The sequence below is a fragment of the Vibrio sp. V38_P2S17PM301 genome, from assembly GCF_009904845.1.
Taxonomy (GTDB): Bacteria; Pseudomonadota; Gammaproteobacteria; order Enterobacterales; family Vibrionaceae; genus Vibrio; species Vibrio proteolyticus.
Map to the genome: position 1 here is coordinate 1 of NZ_WXWO01000109.1, position 17,509 is coordinate 17,509.

Below are 17,509 nucleotides of genomic sequence, written 5' to 3' on the forward strand. Positions count from 1 at the left end.
CACATTTTAATTATTATTAAAATATATATTTCATTCAACTGACATATAACATGAACTTTACATACAAATATATACACCGTACGCTATAAATACATTTCTCTATCCTGTTCATTTCTTTCACTCAGCCCCTTTATCGTACTAAGCTCCCTCACTTTGCCTAAACTGAAATAAACCGGTTGTGCTTCCGGTCTACTCTCTGCAGTTATCAAAACAGGAGGCCATATGCTCAACTGGCAAGATGTCGTTACCTACGCCAATCAAGGTAACCCGGCACCCGATCGAACTTTGCACCTGAGCGATGCGGAGTGGCAAACGCGCCTCAGCGATAAGCAATATTATGTGATGCGCCAACACGGGACTGAGCGTCCGTTTTCAGACCAGATGTGTGAATTGTTTGAACCCGGTCAATACCGTTGCGTTGGTTGTCAGACGATGTTGTTTGACTCGGGCGGTAAGTTTGATTCGCAAACCGGCTGGCCATCGTTTTCACAACCGTTTAAAACCAATGCGGTGTCTTATCATCTGGACCAAACGCTGGCTCAGATCCGCGTCGAAGTGCGCTGTAACTGTTGTGAGGCCCACTTAGGCCACGTGTTTCCGGATGGACCAAGACCCAGCGGGCTCAGATACTGCATCAACGCCGTCGCGATCGAGAAAGTAGAACAGGAGGCAAAATGAACCGACAAACAGCAACATTTGGTGGCGGTTGCTTCTGGTGTACAGAAGCCTTATTCAGTCAGGTTAAAGGTGTGTTGTCCGTCAAAAGCGGCTACAGTGGTGGCCATGTGAAAAATCCATGCTACCGTGAAGTGTGTAACGGCACGACGGGTCATGCTGAGGTGGTACAAATCGAGTATGACGCTGATGAGATCAACTATGCGCAGTTACTGTTGATTCACCTGACCACGCACAATCCGACCACACTTAATCAACAGGGGGCGGACCGGGGCACGCAATACCGCAGTATCATTCTGGCGCACGATGATGAGCAAGTGGAGGTTGCCAACGGGATCATTCAGGAGCTTACGCCCTATTTTGATGACCCGATCGTCACGGAAATCGTAATGTACAAGGCGTTCTACGAAGCGGAATCACATCATCAGAACTATTACGCAGATAACCCGGACAAACGCTACTGCGCAGTGGTCATCGAACCGAAGCTGATCAAGTTGCGTGAACGTTATCAGGATTTGCTCACTGGTTAATTCCAAGGCGCCCGAAAAGGCGCCTTTTCATTGCCTCATCAACAGACGAAATATACTCTGGCAGTCTTTAGGTGACATCAGTTTCGGCACCGGATAATTCCAATATGCCTCTTTTAAAGCTTGCGCTACCATCGCCGCGATGTCTTCTTCTTGGATCTCTTCAAGGTCGTGCGGTAAACCAATGGCAGCACATAACTGATGTATATAATCGATCAGGGCTTGTGCGGCTGATTCCGGGGTCGACTGCTCACTTGCCACTCCCCCAGCGACAGCCAGCGCTTTCATTTTTGCTGCGGCGTGGCTTTTACTGAACTGCATGACATGTGGCAATGCCAGCGCATTCGCTAACCCGTGCGGGATTTGATACTGGCTGCCCAACGTGTGAGCAATTGCGTGCACATACCCCAGGCTGGCTTTGGTGAACGCCAGACCAGCATAATACGCCGCGAGCGACATGTTCAGCCTGACAGCGCGATTGCTTCCTACTTTGACGGCGCTTTCGAGGTTGTCCGTTATCAGCCGGAAGGCCGCCAGTGCATGGCGATCCGTCTCCGGTGTGGCATTTCGGGACAGGTACGCTTCAATGGCGTGCGTCAATGCGTCTATGCCCGTTTGCGCTGTGATATGTGCAGGTAAACCCATCATCAGATCAGGGTCCAGCGCTGCTACTAATGGCATCAGTTTCGGATCCATTAATGGTGTTTTTTGATGAGACTGTGGATTGGACACCACCGCCGCGACCGTCACCTCGGAGCCTGTTCCGGCAGTGGTTGGAATGACAAATAAAGGGGCTGGCGGCTGACGTACCTTAAGTAAGCCAGATAATTGCTTCACAGAACGTTTGTTGGTGGCCAGCGCGGCAATCACCTTAGCACAATCCATTGGCGAGCCGCCCCCTAAAGCAACCACGGCGTCACACTGTTGTTGCTGGTACCGCATATGGCCACGTTGTGCCTCGGTATAAGTGGGATCAGGAACCACATCCGCAAACAGCGTACTGTCGACGCCGTAGCTTTCGAGCTTTGTTTGCAATTGCGCAGCAAAACCCAGCTCAACCATGTCGGAATCAGTAACCACCAGAACCCGGCGACATCCCATCAGACCGACCGAATGGCAGAGTTGACTGACAGCACCGTGGCCGATAAACATGGTCGGTTTAGTGATCGGTAAATACCTGGCCGCCAGTTTCAGACCAGCCATATAAAGGTGATGAAACCAAACTGGATACGTCATTCTCTTCCCTGTTTTGAGCATTTACTCAGATTTTTAGATTAGGAAAAAGTGTGGCTCTTGACCAGAGGGGCGAATAAAAAGTGTGGGGCTGAAATCCCCTCAAACAACAAGGTAACGGCACAGCCGGTTTCGTCCCTGCTCTTTTGCTTTGTACAGCGCAATATCAGCTTCTTTGATCGCCGTGCTGATGTCACCACCTGGCTCGATAATGCTGGTACCGATACTCATTGAAACCTTAACCCGGCCATGTTCCACCGGAATTGAGGTCGCTTCAACGACCAAACGCAGTGCGTCGAGTTTATGGTAAGCCATCGCTTGCGTATTGATTGGCAACATCACCACAAACTCTTCTCCGCCATATCGCGCCACCAAATCTTCGTCTGCAAAATGTTTCTGAAATATTTGACTTAAATACTGCAAGACTTTGTCACCACTTCCGTGGCCAAACGAGTCATTGATGTCCTTAAAATGGTCGAGGTCAAGCATCGCCAGTAAGTGCGGTTTGGACTGTTTAGCCGCCTTCTGGCTGGCTTTATCGATGAAATAACGCCGGTTAAACATCCCGGTCAAACTGTCTTTGATCGCACGTTGATAGTGCCAGTCAATTTCATCATAGAAAAACAGCGACAACACCGCACCCAATGAAGAGATCACCAAAATGCTCTGAACAAACGCAGACAAACTGTGGTAAACGATAGTGGCATCATACTGAGTCATCGCGATATAAGGCAGATATAAAAGCGCTGTACTGAACGCGATGCTGAACGTCAGAATTTTTTCGCCCAGGCGCCCGCTTTGCGTAAATTTAGCCGCTGCCAACGCCGCCACACCAAAGACAGCGGAGTGATTCAGCGCAGCCAGCATCACTCGTAACTCCAATGAATCCGGAATCGTCATCGTCAGGCAAATCTGTAAGCTGGTATAGGCGATGATATGCGCTAAGCCAAACAGAGAAAGCCAGCGAGGTACCGCACGCCCATACCAGTTCAGCACGCCGAACAACAAAGCATAGCTGGCAGCTTGGTAAAAGGCATTATTGGAGGCAACTGAGTAGATCAGCTCCACCCAGGCTCGGGCAATACTGGTCAGATAGCCCAGCCCCAGCAGGATAAAAAACAGCGTGAACCAGCTGGCGGCCACTGATTTACTGTTGGTCAGTTTGTTGCGCACCAGAATAACGAACAACCCTGCAATACCACTACTGGCAATGTTATTCAGGATGGTGGCAGATTTAAGTACATCCAAATCGGTCAACGTCATCAGCTACAACAATCAGCTTACTTATAGTTTTGTAGTTTCTATGTACCACAATAATAACTGTTTACCAAAATATTCACCCTAAAAGGCTCCCTAACAGGGAGCTGAATAACCTTTTATTGTTCTTGCAATTAAAAACGGATAAAAAAACAGCAGGCCTGAGCCTGCTGTTTTAGACAGAAATGGCAGTTAAAGCATGCCTTGCCACAACATCCCAACCGCCACAACCGCGACCAGAGTTAATGCACACGCACCAAGACGCTCTTTACCCTGAAACGGATGTGTTGATTGCTGACGCTTCGCTTTAATGTAGAAATATAAGCCGGGCACATACAACACTGCCGACATCAACAGGTAGTTCAGGCCGGAAGCGTATAAGAGCCACACCCCATATAAGGTGGAACACAGGCCCACAATCAACAAAGCGCCACGATCGCGCTTTTCTAATGCCAGTTTCAGTGTAAACGCACCAACCAGAAAATACGGTACCAGGATCATCTCTGACGCAATCACCAACAGTGTGTCATAGGTACTGCCCGCGTACATAACCAACACCAGAGATACCTGGATACATATATTTGTCAGGGTCAGCGCTTTGACCGGACTCCCTGCGGCATTTTGTTGTGCATACTCGGCTGGAAACATGTTGTCGCGAGCGCACAAATAAGGCGCTTCGGAAGCCAGTACCGTCCAACTGAGGAAAGCACCGCACACGGACACAATTAATCCAGCGCCGATAATGTACTGCCCCCAAGGTCCCAAAATCGTGGTGAGCACTTTCGCCATGGACGGGTTCTGGAATTCCGCCAGTTCAACCGGCTTGATGACCCCCATCGACAACAGGGTCACCAGAACATAGATGGTCAATGCCGTCAGCAGGCCCAAAATAGTTGCCCGGCCAATATCCTTGCGGTGACGAGCCCGGCTCGAAACCACCACGGCCCCTTCAATACCGATAAATACCCAAACCGTAATCAGCATGGTGGCCTTTACCTGAGCCATCAAATCGTGCTCGGCGCCAAAGTGCAGACCGGAGAAATCAACCGTGAACGTTTCCCAATTAAACGCGACCATCGCACAGACAATAAACAGCACCAACGGGATCATTTTTGCAAACGTGGTGATCAAATTGATAAATGCTGCGGTTTGAACACCACGCAACACCAATGCATGCACCAGCCATAATAGCACCGACGCACCTGCCACTGATATCCAGGTGTTACCCGCCCCAAATATCACTTGATCTGGCGTATCAAAAACCAATCCCAGCGTACTGAAAACAATCACCAAATAGGAAACATTGGCAACCATCGCGCTGAACCAGTACCCCCATGCCGAGCAAAAGCCAGCAAAGTCGCCAAAGCCTTCACGGGCAAAGCCGAAAACGCCGCTGTCTATATGAGGTTTATGATTGGAAAGCTGCTGGAAGGAAAGTGCGAGGAAAATCATGCCGACGCCAGTGATTCCCCACCCGATCATCACCGCTAGCGGACTGGCAACGGCAGCCATATTCTGAGGCAAGCTGAAAACACCTGCACCGATCATCGAACCGACAACCAATGCGGTCAAAGAACCAAGCCCGAGTTTATTATCCATGGTAAAAGTCCGGTATATCTCTGTCATGCGGAGGCGCTATTTTAGAGCGAAATCTGCCTGGCTACAGGCTTGTCGTGATCTGTGTCACTGAGATAGTGCAAAAATATACCTATTCATTGCCAACGATCAAAAAGCTGCGTGATTTTCGCTGAAAACTTCGCCACCTTAAAAGTATAAGGCTCCACATATTACACACTTTTAAGTACAGATAAATAAAATATTCCGTTATAAATGAATATTAATCTATTCAATAGCATTATTATGGTTATTTATGTGGTCAGCAGGGAAATAACTATTCAAGCCATGAACGGACGATGCGATCCCTGCCAAGCTTTTATCAGCTTAGTCACTGAATCTGGCAACTTACTGACATTTATATGATGAAAAGCAATATTAATTGGCTAAACTACTGATAAAAGAGTGATCTTAAGATGGAAAACGATGGATATTTACACACTTTAGACTGGTCAACGTCACTCAGGTCAGTGTAGAATCCCGCCTTACTTCAGAGTACACCGTTCATCACACACGTTGCGCGGTGATAACAATAATCTTCACAGCGACAAGCTCGACATACTCTGACGTCTTTGGCTAACAAGTTAGAACAAATTTTCATTTGAAACACGTTTACTCACTTAAACCACTACCTGAATAATTTCGGTTACTTTGTAAGTCAATGGATCAAGATAAATTTACCAACGTATATCGACTGCCTGGTTCGATCCAGGTGCGTATCGCCAAATGGCAGAAAACGTTTAAAGGCACGTCCGATATCGTGCTGCACAAAGCGCTCATGGCGCGGAATAAGCAATTTCAAAAGCCAGACTTCTTACCTAAGGGCTGGTGCGTTACGCTGTTTGACGAACAGGATTTTTCTATTACCGAACACGGTAAGTATATCCAGACCGCCATGCGGACTCTCATCGATCGTAAAGTGTCTTATAAGCGCGTTTATTTGTCACGGGTCCCGCTTGAGAAAGCCAAACCCGCTCTGGAGCGCTATAAAGCGGAATGGGTTCAAAAACACAACCGCGTGGCAAAAAAATATAATCAGATCAAAAAGAAAGAGCTGATCAATCTGGCGAAAGAAGAATCCGAAACACTCTATCCTTCAATCCCGAAAGGTGAATTTGATCGACACCTCTGGAATCGTCTGGTGCGTTCAATGTTCGGGCCAGAGAAAAAATATACCAACCCCTACTTTGTCAAAAAAGCTGATTTTTAAGGCTGTATCAAAAAACGAAAAAGAAGCGCCACACATGGCGCTTCTTTTGCCTTTTACCGATTCCCTGACCTGCACCGTGAACCTACACTCTCGCCACTTTGGTTTGCTTCTGCCAAAAGGGATTTCATGCTGAAACAGACGTTAGTTTCGCGCAGACACGCCAAAGCAGATACGTCAGCGGCGCGCTGACCAAGCCATCCACGGCATAATGCCAACCCAATGCAAAGGAGCCAATGTAAATAACCGCAGCAAATAGCCAGAATAAGGCGCCAGCCCAGCGGTTCACTGACGACATACCCAACGCCATCAGCACCGCAATTGATACGTGCATGCTCGGCATCGCGGAAATACCACTTCCCAACATCTCCTTCTTGTTCAGGTACGTGTCCCACAAATCATTCTGTACATTAAGAGCCCAAAGTTCATAGTCGCTATTCACTTTCAGCCACTCACTCTGCTGAGTCAGTAGCGCCATCAACTCTGTATAGTGCTGGTTGCCCGCATCCAGCCTCATTGTAAAAGCGGGGCCGGCAGAGGACATCAATAGAGCCAGAATCGAGCCCAGTAATGCCCAACAAAGAAGAAAACTGGCTACATAGTGAATTCGTTGGTTGCTGTTGGCAAATATTAAGAAGTAGAGCAACACTCCCCACAATAATAAAAACCAGACGTGATAAAAGACATTCAGAATAAATGTTATGTAAGGTGAATTGACGCTGTGATGAAACCATTTCCAAGGTTCATTCCCCGAAAATAACCACCGATCTGCGTGGTAAAACAACTCATCATATTTAAATGGTTCAACCAGAGGGATCAACGACTTCAGTGTACTGTAACTCGACATAAAGTAACTGAACACGAGCATGAATATCAAAACAGAAATGAGTTTGGCTCGATGTCCAAACAACACCTCCAGCTTGTTCCTACAACAGGTTACCGGGTGTTTTTCCCTACGAATCAACAATAAAACCCCGTATCCCAATACGAACACACCAACCGTTGCGGCCACAATCACCTGAAGAATATCGACATAGGACAAGGTCAATGAAGTATCCTTTTCATAACCATAGCGATGAGAAAAAAGATAAGTAAATAAAGTAAAGAGTAATATAATCACATAAAGAATGATGTCTTGTTTAAGGTATGTACAAACTGCTGAGCATTCTTTTATCAAATTCTGCTTAATCGATACATTATTCGGCTTATTCGCAATCAACATAGCCAAAGATTTTATTTCTTTTGTAAACATCACATCATGTCATCGAGAAATACATCACAGATTATGGAAAGTGTCTCTTTATTGCCAATTAACTATTTTAATTTCGGTATAAATACTCGTTATAGTCGGTTTTTCTCAGAGCATTTCCGTCAGCTACTCTTGGCCAACAGCTCCGGCGTTCAACGCAAATTTGATTTGCCCTACGCTGAAAATGTGTGTTAGCTTGCAGATATGAAACCGATCCAATCCCTTCGTACACAAACCATGTTCTGGTGGCGCTCTCTCTGAGCGGCACTGAATTTCTACGTTCATTCGCCGCCGGAAGGTAGCGAATGATCTCAGGCATAGCGACTCTCCGGCGGCAGCAATTACAGGAGATATTGATATGCAAAACGAACGAAAAACCATCCTGACCGGAGACCGGGCCACTGGCCAACTGCACCTCGGTCATTATGTTGGTTCACTGAAACAGCGTATTGATCTGCAACATCAGCATGATCAAACCATTCTGGTGGCGGATATGCAGGGGCTGACTGACAATGGGCACACCCCGGACAAAGTCGCATCAAACATCCTTAATGTGGTCGCCGATTACCTGGCAGTTGGCATTGATCCGGCCAAAACCACTATTTGCTTGCAGTCGCACATTCCGGCTTTGGCCGAGTTAACGATGTTCTACAGTAACTTGGTCACCATTTCGCGTCTCGAGCGCAACCCGACGGTGAAAAATGAAATCCAGTCCAAACAATTCGGGCGCTCCATCCCGGCCGGCTTTCTGACCTACCCGATCTCGCAAGCCGCAGACATTACGGCTTTTCATGCCACCCACGTCCCTGTCGGAGACGATCAATTGCCGATGCTTGAACAGACCAATGAAATTGTCCGTAAGATCAACAATCTGGCAAATGAGTCTGTACTCGTTGAGTGTACGCCGATGCTGAGCCATACACCGAGATTACCCAGCACCGACGGCAAAAATAAAATGTCCAAGTCACTGGGCAATGCCATTAACCTCGGGGCAACGGAAAAAGACATTCGTGCGGCGGTCCATTCAATGTATACCGACCCTAATCACTTGCGTATCGAAGATCCCGGCCAGGTGGAAGGCAACATCGTATTTACCTACCTTGATGCTTTTCATCCGGACACCGCCCACGTGGAAGCTCTGAAAGCCCACTATCAGGAAGGAGGGCTCGGTGACGGGAAAGTCAAAGCTGAACTTGAGGCTTGTCTGCAAGCGCTACTGGCGCCGATCCGGACCCGACGGAATGAATTGCTCGCCGACCGCGCTTATCTGTGTGACGTGTTACGCGCAGGTACCGAGCGCGCCAACCATCAGGCAACCCAAGTCGCGGACGCTGTGAAACGCGTTTTCGGCCTGAACCTATTTTGAGACAAGCATGTTGCGCACTGGTCATTAACTAGAATCCGTCCGTCTGCTGGCGGATACCAGCCGCTTAAAAAAAAGCACAACGCCCCACTTCAGTGAGGCGTTGTGCTGTTAACAGCGAATCTGCCAGGTCAGTCGATGTCGCAACTGATGCTGGATATCGGCGTCTCTGAGGTTGTAAAACAAACGTAGGCCGTTGCAGGTAGATTGGGACCGACACGGATTTTACTCACACTCAGATCGTCTTGTTTAAAGTTCACTTCATGTGAACGGCGTGTCGAGCCATCAAAATAGGTGGCCTCAAAGCGCTCGCGCAACCAGTCGACTTGTCGCCCGCGGGTCACCGCCGTGGTAAACGTCACATTGGCGCATCGCATCGGCGGCTTGCTGACGATCATCGCCTGCTCAGAGTCACGGTCAAACTGAACGGCTTTGACTGTGGGCTCAATATCGATGGGTTGAAAGCTCTCGACCTGACACTGGCTGGCAGCTTGCGCAATCGGTGATAAGGCTAGCAAAACAATTCCGGTCCACTTCATAAACCTGACTCCTTATATCGGTACGGCTGACAGGATAGTTATTCTCAATGACCGACATTTAACTACATCCTAATGCGTCACACCAGCGTCATGCTTTAAAGCTATTGATTTCATTGGTATTACTAAGCTGCCTTATCCATTCAGTGAAATACCGTTTTGTATGCTTCCGCAATGCCATCAATCAACATCTGAGTACCAATGACGGCCAGAATGAGGCCCATCATTTTCGTGATCACATTTAGAGCGCTTGGGCCAATCGCTTTCACCAAACGTTCGCCAGATAAGAACAATACGTACGTCAGTATGCACAACAATCCAAACGACACGACCGTCACTACCGTTTCAATCACACCGCCGGTTGTTGCGAAGTTCATTGCGCTGGCAATGGTCCCCGGACCTGCCAGGATCGGAGTGGCTAAGGGCGAGACGGCAATACTCAGCACCGCATCACTTTGCTGCGGAGAGTACGCCTTTTCTTTGGTTTTGCTGTGTGTGCTATCGCCTTGCAGCATATGAAAGCCGATCAGAAACACCAGAATGCCACCGGTAATACGCAGGGCATACAAAGTGATCCCGAATAAATCAAAAATGACTTTGCCGGACACCGCAAAGGTGGTCACGATAATAAAAGCAATCAGAACAGAACGAAATGCAACCGACTTGACCATCGAGCGCTCGGCATCGGCAGTCAGGCTTAGAAAAATAGGGGTATTGGCAATGGGGTTCATTATCGCAAACAGCCCCATAAATACCGTCACGATATGGATGATCAGTTCTTTCATACCTTTCCTTTCGAAATATCAATCAATTACGTCAGGTTAGTATAGGCATGATTCCGGTTGGCGCGCTATGGTGGCGCGATTTCTTACCAGAGCATGGGTCAATCGACTGCGCTGACCAGGTTGGTCACGCTCCCGACACCTTTAATGGACACTTCTATCTCATCCCCGTCGCGCAGCGCCTCAGTTCGTCCAGGCGTGCCCATAAAAATCAAATCCCCGGGTCGTAAAACAAAGTACTGACTCAGATACGCAATCACCTTGGCGGGTTTATGGATCATTGTACGCATCGTTTCTTGCTGAACAACTTTGTTGTTGAGCCGAGTGACCACTTCAAGATCACGAAAATCTACTCCTCGGGTGATCCGGGCACTCACCGGCCCAAACCCGTCACTGGATTTCGCTCGTATCCACTGTAAATCCTGAGCCTGCCACGTCCGCTCGGTCAGATCATTGCCAACCAGATAACCGAACACCGCGCTCATTGCATCGGCTTCACTGATATTTTGCGTGGTTTTGCCAATCACAACCACCAGCTCACCTTCAAAGTGCAGATTCTTCGCACCAGCGGGTAACACGACCTGCTGCCCTGACGGGATAAGGGAACTGTAAAGTTTAACGAACATCGGCGGATCAGCTCGTGCGGACGACGCCATGTGGCTGGCGAAATTCAGCCCAACCGCGTACACATTGCCGGGAGCCACCGGCAGGAGAACCGTCACCTCAGACAATGATAGGCTCTGCTCAGACAGTTGAAACGTATCGAACAAATTACCGACAACTGGTTGAATTCTGGTGCCCTGAATCAAGCCATATTGAACCGTGCCACCGTGCAAATACCTCACATACTGCTCTACCTCTGCGGCCGCTGAACACGACCACAACAACACCAACAACAGATACACTCGCTTCACGATTCCCTCCGCACAGCGCACTAAACCAAACGTCGTATTATGAAGATAGTCCAAAAGTCTGAATTCGGTCAGAGCAGATAACCACTCCTGCCCCACCAAGGTGACGCTGTCACTAAATATTAATGATATGAAAGGATCAAACCTGACGAAGCGAATGCAATACTTCTTCCCACTCAGCTTGGAGTATCGCGTGTAATGCCTGAGCGGCGGCTTGATGGGCCGAGCCATTGGATAACTGCTGTTGATAAGCTGTCAGAATGGTTAATTGCACATGAAGGTCGTTCAATTCCCCTAACTTTGTCTGCCATTGTTTCCATGCATTCTGTGTACTCGATGTTAGCCAAACTTGATAAAACTCACCGCTGTAACGCAGCAACTTGGCTCGGATACGCAGCCGATGAAGCTGCTCGGCATTCAGGCTTCCTATCTTTTGCAAGCGCTGTCTAAGCCGGCGGTGTTTCTTTTGATAGCGCCGACATACCCAAGCACTGTAGTCTCGATGTTTTAGCTTAGCTACGTGCCTGAGCAAAATGTCGGTCATATGATGAAAGAGAGGCTCCAGAGTCATCGGCGTCAACCGGGCGATCAGATGCTGGCGCGTGCGGGCTCGCTGCTCAGTCAACCACAAGCGAAAATGCGCCTGAGCGTTAGTCTCAGCGACATCCAGGGTATCGAGTTTATTGATCAATACATCCAGATCGCGACAATCACCACTGCCGGACAATATGGTTTGTAATCTCTGGTTTAACATCAGATAGGGCTGCCCAATCAGTGTCTTATTGAATGTTAAAATACTGCGAACCCGGCGCAACGAGACCCGAAACTGATGCAAAGCTTCATCGCTGTGTGTCTCACGGTACAAGATAGCGTTCATACGGGCAATTGCAAACAACGCCAACAAACCACTGACTACAGGCGCAAGATTGTCGGCCCGCACCTGGCTGTCGACTTGGATTGAAGAACTGGGGACAAAATGCATTCTGCTGCCTCATGGTTTTCTTTCAGTATAGAAAGACGCAGTAAGATGAAAGCCGCTCAGAATGTCATAAGCCGTCAGAGGTTGATGAGAGGCGCCCTTTTCAGCATGGTGAGATCCCGGCTGCCCGTGCCAAAACAGGTCAACATCAGTTCAAAGCGTAGCTGCTCAAAGTGTTCAATCACCGCTTCGGTACTCAGGCTGGCCGCTCGGATCACAGCCCCCGCCTGACCGACAATATCGGCCCCAAGACGAATGGCTTTGGCTGCATCGAGGCCGTTTTGAATTCCACCCGATGCAATCAGGTCCACTTCCGGGTGGGCGTCGCGAATACTACGGAGACAATAGGCCGTAGGATTGCCCCAGTCCCGAAAGAGCTCCGCCGCTTTAGCCATTTTGAGGTCACGTTGACAGTAGCCCTCTACCGCAGCCCAACTGGTTCCACCTGCGCCCGCAACATCAATGGCCTGTGCGCCTGCGCTTATCAGTTGCCCGGCCACCGACTCACTGATACCGAATCCGACCTCTTTGACGATCACCGGCACTTTGACGGCCTGCACCACGGTTTCAATTGCGTCTAAAATACCGCACCAATTGCGATCGCCGCCGGTTTGCAACGCTTCCTGCATTGGGTTGACGTGAATAAACAGGCCATCAGCTTCGATATTTTCTACCGCGCGGTGCGCTACCTCAACCGCGTTTTCATGACGCAGCTGCGCTGCACCGATATTGGAATACAGCGGTACCCCTTGCGCCAGACAGCGAATCTTCGCCCCTAATCCGGTGTGGTTTGACTCTTCCAGACTGATGCGCTGCGACCCGACTCCCATTGCGATCTTCAGTTCGGCAGCCGCTTCTGCGAGGTTAGCGTTGATGTGTTCGGCATGTTTCGCCCCACCAGTCATGGAGCTAATCAAAAAAGGCATGGCCAAAGAGTGCCCCAAAAAGGTCGTCTGGAGATCAATCTCATCCAAATGACACTCTGGTAATGCACAATGCTCGAAGTCGACACTTTCCAGGCCATTGGTCTTCGTGTGCATGCGCATATCGTGCTCCAGCACAGCTTCAAGATGAAGGTCTTTGCGGTTTTTGGCCTGGCTCATAACAACTCCTCGATCAAAATGGGGGCGCAGTATCTCTGTCCGCCGATAGTGAGTCAATCATACCCGGTATGGTCTGGTGAAATCATCACCAGGTTTAATTCACCAAAGCGCCACTCATGGTTAATTGTTGTCAATTAAATCAGTAAACACCCAGGTCAGAATTTGGTCAATTTGTACGAAGTTTTTGTCTCACTCGCAAGCAGAACAACAAAGCCATTGTCTGAGCAACAAGCATGAATAACCGCACATTTTCCCATCTCCAGCTGTGTTGCAATCCCAGTTCTGCAATCAAAAAACCGAACGAGATCATGATGGAACTGAACGGTGAATGGCGGCTCAGCTCGCCGCAATACCCCCACATTAACACGGCAATGCAATTACCCGGTGACCATTATTCTGCCCTGCTCGCGGGAGAGTTCATCCCCGATCCTTACTACGCAAGCAATGAAGCAGACGTTCAATGGCCGGCCTATTGCGACTGGCATCTGAGCAAAACGTTGCGCCTGGATATTTTGCCTCAGTGCCGAAAGCTGACACTGACGCTGAATAAAGTCGACACTTTTGCCAGTCTGTATATCAACAACCAGCTTGTGGTTCGTTGCAGCAACGCGTTCCAACAACATCAGATCAATATCCTTCCGTTTCTCAACGTGGGTGACAATCACTTTGAATGGCGCTTTCAGTCAGCAGCCAAGCAAGCCCATAAGCACGCCGCAGCTCTGCCGTTTCCGGTGCCTTGGGCAGAAGGCAATAACCAGATCCCACACATGAACACGATACGTAAGCCGCAATGTCACAGCGGCTGGGATTGGGGTATTTGTTTGCCCGTCTGCGGCGTATTCGCCCCAATACAGCTGGTCGAGATCAACGAACAAGAACTGTATCACGTCGATGTCGAGCAGCAGTGGCACGACCTGACACAGGTGTCGGTGGTCGTCACGATAACGCACCGCCCAGCGCCACCGGCAACCGTTCAGGTTGAGTTTGCTTCTCAGCGACTGGCGGTCACAACTGACGCTTACAGCCGGAAGACACGTGTCGTGATTGACGTCAACAATCCTATTTTGTGGTGGCCAAACGGCTATGGTGACGCACACTTGTATCCCTTACAAATCACGCTAGACCAGCAACGTATTCAAAAACAGATCGGGCTGAGGCAACTGGCACTGCGCACTCGTCCAGACCAAAACGGCAATGAGATGGTGTTTGTGGTTAACGGTATCGATATCACCGCCAAAGGCGCCAACTGGATTCCGGTGGACGCGATGCCCGGACGTATCACCCCAGCTCGCTACCGCAACTTATTGGAGGCGGCAAAAGCGGCCAATATGAATATGATCCGGGTGTGGGGCGGCGGCGACTACGAACAGGATATTTTCTATCAGCTGTGTGATCAGCTCGGCTTGTTGGTTTGGCAGGATCTGATGTTCGCTTGCGCCCAATATCCGTCAACTGCGGAATTTCTTGTTGAAGTGGAACAGGAAGTTGAGCATCAGGTCAGTCGTCTGAAACATCACGCCTGCCTCGCGCTCTGGTGTGGCGATAACGAAGTGATCGGCTCGCTCAACTGGTATCCGGAGTCACGCCACAACCGGGAGAAATACCTGATTAATTATGATCGTCTCAACCGGATGCTGGAAGAGACCGTCACTCGTTGTGACCCTTCCCGGCGATTCTGGGCCAGTTCTCCATGCAATGGTGAGCTCGACTTTGGCGATGCCTGGCACGATGACAACAAAGGCGACATGCATTTCTGGGACGTCTGGCACTCAGGTAAATCCTTTTCCGCCTACCGTGAAGTCTCGCCCAGATTCTGTTCTGAATTTGGATACCAGTCGTGGCCCTCTCTACCTGAAGTGAAACAATTCCTTCCGGATGAGGCTCATAACATCACAGCCCAAGCGTTTGAACATCATCAGAAAAACGCTCGCGGCACCAGTATTATCACCGAAATGTTTACCCGCTATTTTCGTTTCCCGGATTGTTTTGAGCAGATGCTGTATCTGAGTCAGGTGCAACAAGCGATGGCCATCAGCACCGCAGTCGAGTCCTGGCGCGCCAAATCACCGCATTGCCGGGGAATGCTCTATTGGCAACTGAACGACAACTGGCCCGTCAGCTCCTGGTCGAGCATTGAATATTCAGGGCGCTGGAAGCAATTGCATTATCACGCAGTGCGCTTCTATCAGCCATTGCTGGCCTGTTTTTCAGAGCAATCCGAGCAAGTGTGCCTGCACGCGATCAATGACTCAAGAGACGCCAAGGCGTTATGCGGAGAAGTGTTGTGGTTAAGTTGGGAGGGAGAACTTCGGGAGCGCTGGGTAATCGATGAAATCATCCCCAGCGACCGTAATCAAGTGGTGTGGCGACGCGAGAAACGCTCGTTTCAGGCCGAGTCGGGCGCGTTGTATTTTGTCTCGCAATCAGAGCCAACACGCAATACCTTCTGGCTGCCTGCTGAGCCAAAAAGTTTACCGCTCCAGCATGCGGTCATCAGCGTACAAATGGATGGCCAACGTGTGCGGCTACAAAGCGATCTGCCCGTGTTGTACGTCCACCTGGAACACAGTGGCGTCACACGTTTCTCTGATTCGAGTTTTTTCTTATTGCCGGGGATGGCACGTACGATTGAGATCGTGGAAGGCGCTTTGAACGAGGATGAAGAACTGAGGGTATATCAGCTTATCTGAGATAGAAAAGCCGTGACAACCCTACTTTGTCACGGCTTTATTTCACGGTCTAACGTCTAAGCGCTGACCGCCTGCTTGTGCTTGTCGGTATTCGCGAGGAGGGAGTCAACAACCTCTTGGGAACGCACCGCCAGCACAGACAGAAGCGTGTCACTCAGCCCATGGGATGTTTCGCAGCAACCTTGCAGGAAAACATTCACCTGGCAATTCTCTTTCATCGGCAAACGGTAGCGACGTTCTACCTGTTTGTCTGCCTTCATCGGTTCAAGCTTATTAAGCATCTGATTGAACATATCATAACGATAGCCAGTCGCTAATACAACCGCATCGTACTCTTGCCACATCTGGGTACGGTGAATACGATCGTGATAACGCAGTGACACTTTGCTGTCTTTCAGACCGACTTCCTGAATATCATGGCAGCGTAAATGCTGATGAGAACCTTCTCCGGTCACCTGCTGCATATACAAACGCTCGTAGATCGCATTGAGCTCTTCGGTGTCCACCACGGAATAGTTGGTGCCAGCAAACCGTGCCAGAATGTGCTTGCGTTCATCCTGATTACTGTCGTAAACGTGATCCGTGAATTCCGGGTTAAATATCTCATTGACAAAGGCACTGTCATCCGCCGGATGTAACGCAAAGTTACGGTTCACCAGGTGCACTTCACCCGCTTCGTGGCGGTTGGTCAGATCGACAAAGATTTCTGCCGCACTCTGACCTGCGCCCACCACGGCAATTTTCGGCGCTCTGCCCTGGGTGTCGAATTGATCGCGCCAGACTTTATAGCGCGAAGAGTGCACCACTTTATCGTCTTCAAAACCGGCGAACAGTTCCGGAATTTTTGGCATCCCGCCCATACTGATGATCAGATTTTTAGCAATACGTACGGTCTGGTTGCCATGAATGTCGCTCGAAACCACACGTACTTTTTCAATTTGGCCCTGTTCTTCAATAGGTTCAATATCAATCACGCGCTGACCGTACTGAGCGACGGCATCAAACTGTTTCGCCACCCAGGTCAGGTAGTCGTTAAACTCGACGCGCGATGGTGTCAGGCTGCCGAGGTTAATGAATGAGTTCAACCGACCATGGGCATGGAGATAGTTAATAAACGAATACGGGCTGGTCGGGTTGCGCTGTGTTACCAGGTCTTTCAAGCAGGAGATCTGCATGCGGGTCCCATCGAGTAGCATGCCGCCATGCCATTCGAACTGCGGTTTCTGCTCCAGGAAGCAGTAACTTAAATCATGAGCCTGCGCCTGCTCTTCAAGCGCAATGGCGATAGAAAGGTTTGCCGGGCCGAAACCCACACCTAGCACGTCGTATTCCTTTATCTGGTCTGTCATTCTAAACCTCGTTATTTTTTCTGGACACTATCCA

Annotated in this window: 15 protein-coding genes; 5 read left to right on the forward strand and 10 right to left on the reverse strand. The window is 49.4% G+C overall.

Annotated features, from left to right (window positions below; genetic code table 11):
• The first annotated feature begins 222 nt into the window (after positions 1-222).
• Together msrB and msrA are read left to right on the forward strand one after the other, a co-directional pair.
• Positions 223-678, forward strand: a complete 456-nt coding sequence (gene msrB, locus CAG64_RS23145) for a peptide-methionine (R)-S-oxide reductase MsrB (protein ID WP_161448130.1) — start codon at positions 223-225, stop codon at positions 676-678.
• Entirely contained in the window at positions 675-1,205 is a 531-nt protein-coding gene (gene msrA / locus CAG64_RS23150; protein ID WP_161448132.1) for a peptide-methionine (S)-S-oxide reductase MsrA, read from the forward strand. Before msrB ends, msrA begins: the two co-directional genes overlap by 4 nt.
• Positions 1,206-1,232: 27 nt before the next feature.
• Here the strand turns inward: msrA and CAG64_RS23155 are convergent, their stop codons facing one another.
• The 3 genes from CAG64_RS23155 to CAG64_RS23165 form a co-directional block, all read right to left on the reverse strand.
• Entirely contained in the window at positions 1,233-2,438 is a 1,206-nt protein-coding gene (locus CAG64_RS23155; protein WP_161448134.1) for an iron-containing alcohol dehydrogenase, read from the reverse strand.
• 99 nt (positions 2,439-2,537) lie between these two features.
• Positions 2,538-3,698 carry a GGDEF domain-containing protein gene (locus CAG64_RS23160; RefSeq protein WP_161448136.1) on the reverse strand — a complete coding sequence of 387 codons (1,161 nt, stop codon included), beginning with the start codon at positions 3,696-3,698 and terminating at the stop codon, positions 2,538-2,540.
• A 186-nt stretch (positions 3,699-3,884) separates the two neighbouring features.
• The gene (locus tag CAG64_RS23165; RefSeq protein WP_161448138.1) at positions 3,885-5,291 is read right to left on the reverse strand and encodes a basic amino acid/polyamine antiporter; all 1,407 of its coding nucleotides are present in this window, start codon (positions 5,289-5,291) and stop codon (positions 3,885-3,887) included.
• A gap of 676 nt (positions 5,292-5,967) precedes the next feature.
• Between CAG64_RS23165 and CAG64_RS23170 the strand changes: the two genes are divergently transcribed.
• Positions 5,968-6,516 carry an MSHA operon transcriptional regulator gene (locus CAG64_RS23170; RefSeq protein WP_161454616.1) on the forward strand — a complete coding sequence of 183 codons (549 nt, stop codon included), beginning with the start codon at positions 5,968-5,970 and terminating at the stop codon, positions 6,514-6,516.
• 124 nt (positions 6,517-6,640) lie between these two features.
• Here CAG64_RS23170 and CAG64_RS23175 read toward each other — a convergent pair whose 3' ends face one another.
• Positions 6,641-7,765, reverse strand: a complete 1,125-nt coding sequence (locus tag CAG64_RS23175) for a phosphatase PAP2 family protein (RefSeq protein ID WP_237668444.1) — start codon at positions 7,763-7,765, stop codon at positions 6,641-6,643.
• A 355-nt stretch (positions 7,766-8,120) separates the two neighbouring features.
• Between CAG64_RS23175 and trpS the strand changes: the two genes are divergently transcribed.
• Entirely contained in the window at positions 8,121-9,128 is a 1,008-nt protein-coding gene (gene trpS, locus CAG64_RS23180; RefSeq protein WP_161457865.1) for a tryptophan--tRNA ligase, read from the forward strand.
• A gap of 128 nt (positions 9,129-9,256) precedes the next feature.
• On the opposite strand, the gene CAG64_RS23185 is transcribed toward trpS, so the two are convergent.
• From CAG64_RS23185 to fni, 5 genes are all read right to left on the reverse strand, one after another.
• Positions 9,257-9,664: a hypothetical protein gene (locus CAG64_RS23185; RefSeq protein WP_021703569.1), complete on the reverse strand. Its 408-nt coding sequence runs from the start codon at positions 9,662-9,664 to the stop codon at positions 9,257-9,259.
• A gap of 140 nt (positions 9,665-9,804) precedes the next feature.
• Entirely contained in the window at positions 9,805-10,446 is a 642-nt protein-coding gene (locus tag CAG64_RS23190; protein WP_161452437.1) for a MarC family protein, read from the reverse strand.
• A gap of 98 nt (positions 10,447-10,544) precedes the next feature.
• Positions 10,545-11,357, reverse strand: coding sequence for a fumarylacetoacetate hydrolase family protein (locus tag CAG64_RS23195; protein ID WP_337247480.1), 813 nt, complete (start codon positions 11,355-11,357; stop codon positions 10,545-10,547).
• Positions 11,358-11,493: 136 nt separating this feature from the next.
• On the reverse strand, positions 11,494-12,336 hold the full coding sequence (locus CAG64_RS23200) for a CHAD domain-containing protein (RefSeq protein WP_161457867.1): 843 nt from the start codon (positions 12,334-12,336) through the stop codon (positions 11,494-11,496).
• Between the two features lie 74 nt (positions 12,337-12,410).
• Positions 12,411-13,436, reverse strand: a complete 1,026-nt coding sequence (gene fni, locus CAG64_RS23205; RefSeq protein ID WP_161457868.1) for a type 2 isopentenyl-diphosphate Delta-isomerase — start codon at positions 13,434-13,436, stop codon at positions 12,411-12,413.
• A gap of 308 nt (positions 13,437-13,744) precedes the next feature.
• On the opposite strand from fni, the gene CAG64_RS23210 reads away from it, so the two are divergent.
• Complete coding sequence (locus CAG64_RS23210; protein WP_161457869.1) at positions 13,745-16,126, forward strand: glycoside hydrolase family 2 protein; 2,382 nt, start codon at positions 13,745-13,747, stop codon at positions 16,124-16,126.
• Between the two features lie 56 nt (positions 16,127-16,182).
• On the opposite strand, the gene CAG64_RS23215 is transcribed toward CAG64_RS23210, so the two are convergent.
• The gene (locus tag CAG64_RS23215; RefSeq protein WP_021703575.1) at positions 16,183-17,475 is read right to left on the reverse strand and encodes a lysine N(6)-hydroxylase/L-ornithine N(5)-oxygenase family protein; all 1,293 of its coding nucleotides are present in this window, start codon (positions 17,473-17,475) and stop codon (positions 16,183-16,185) included.
• Positions 17,476-17,509: the final 34 nt, after the last annotated feature.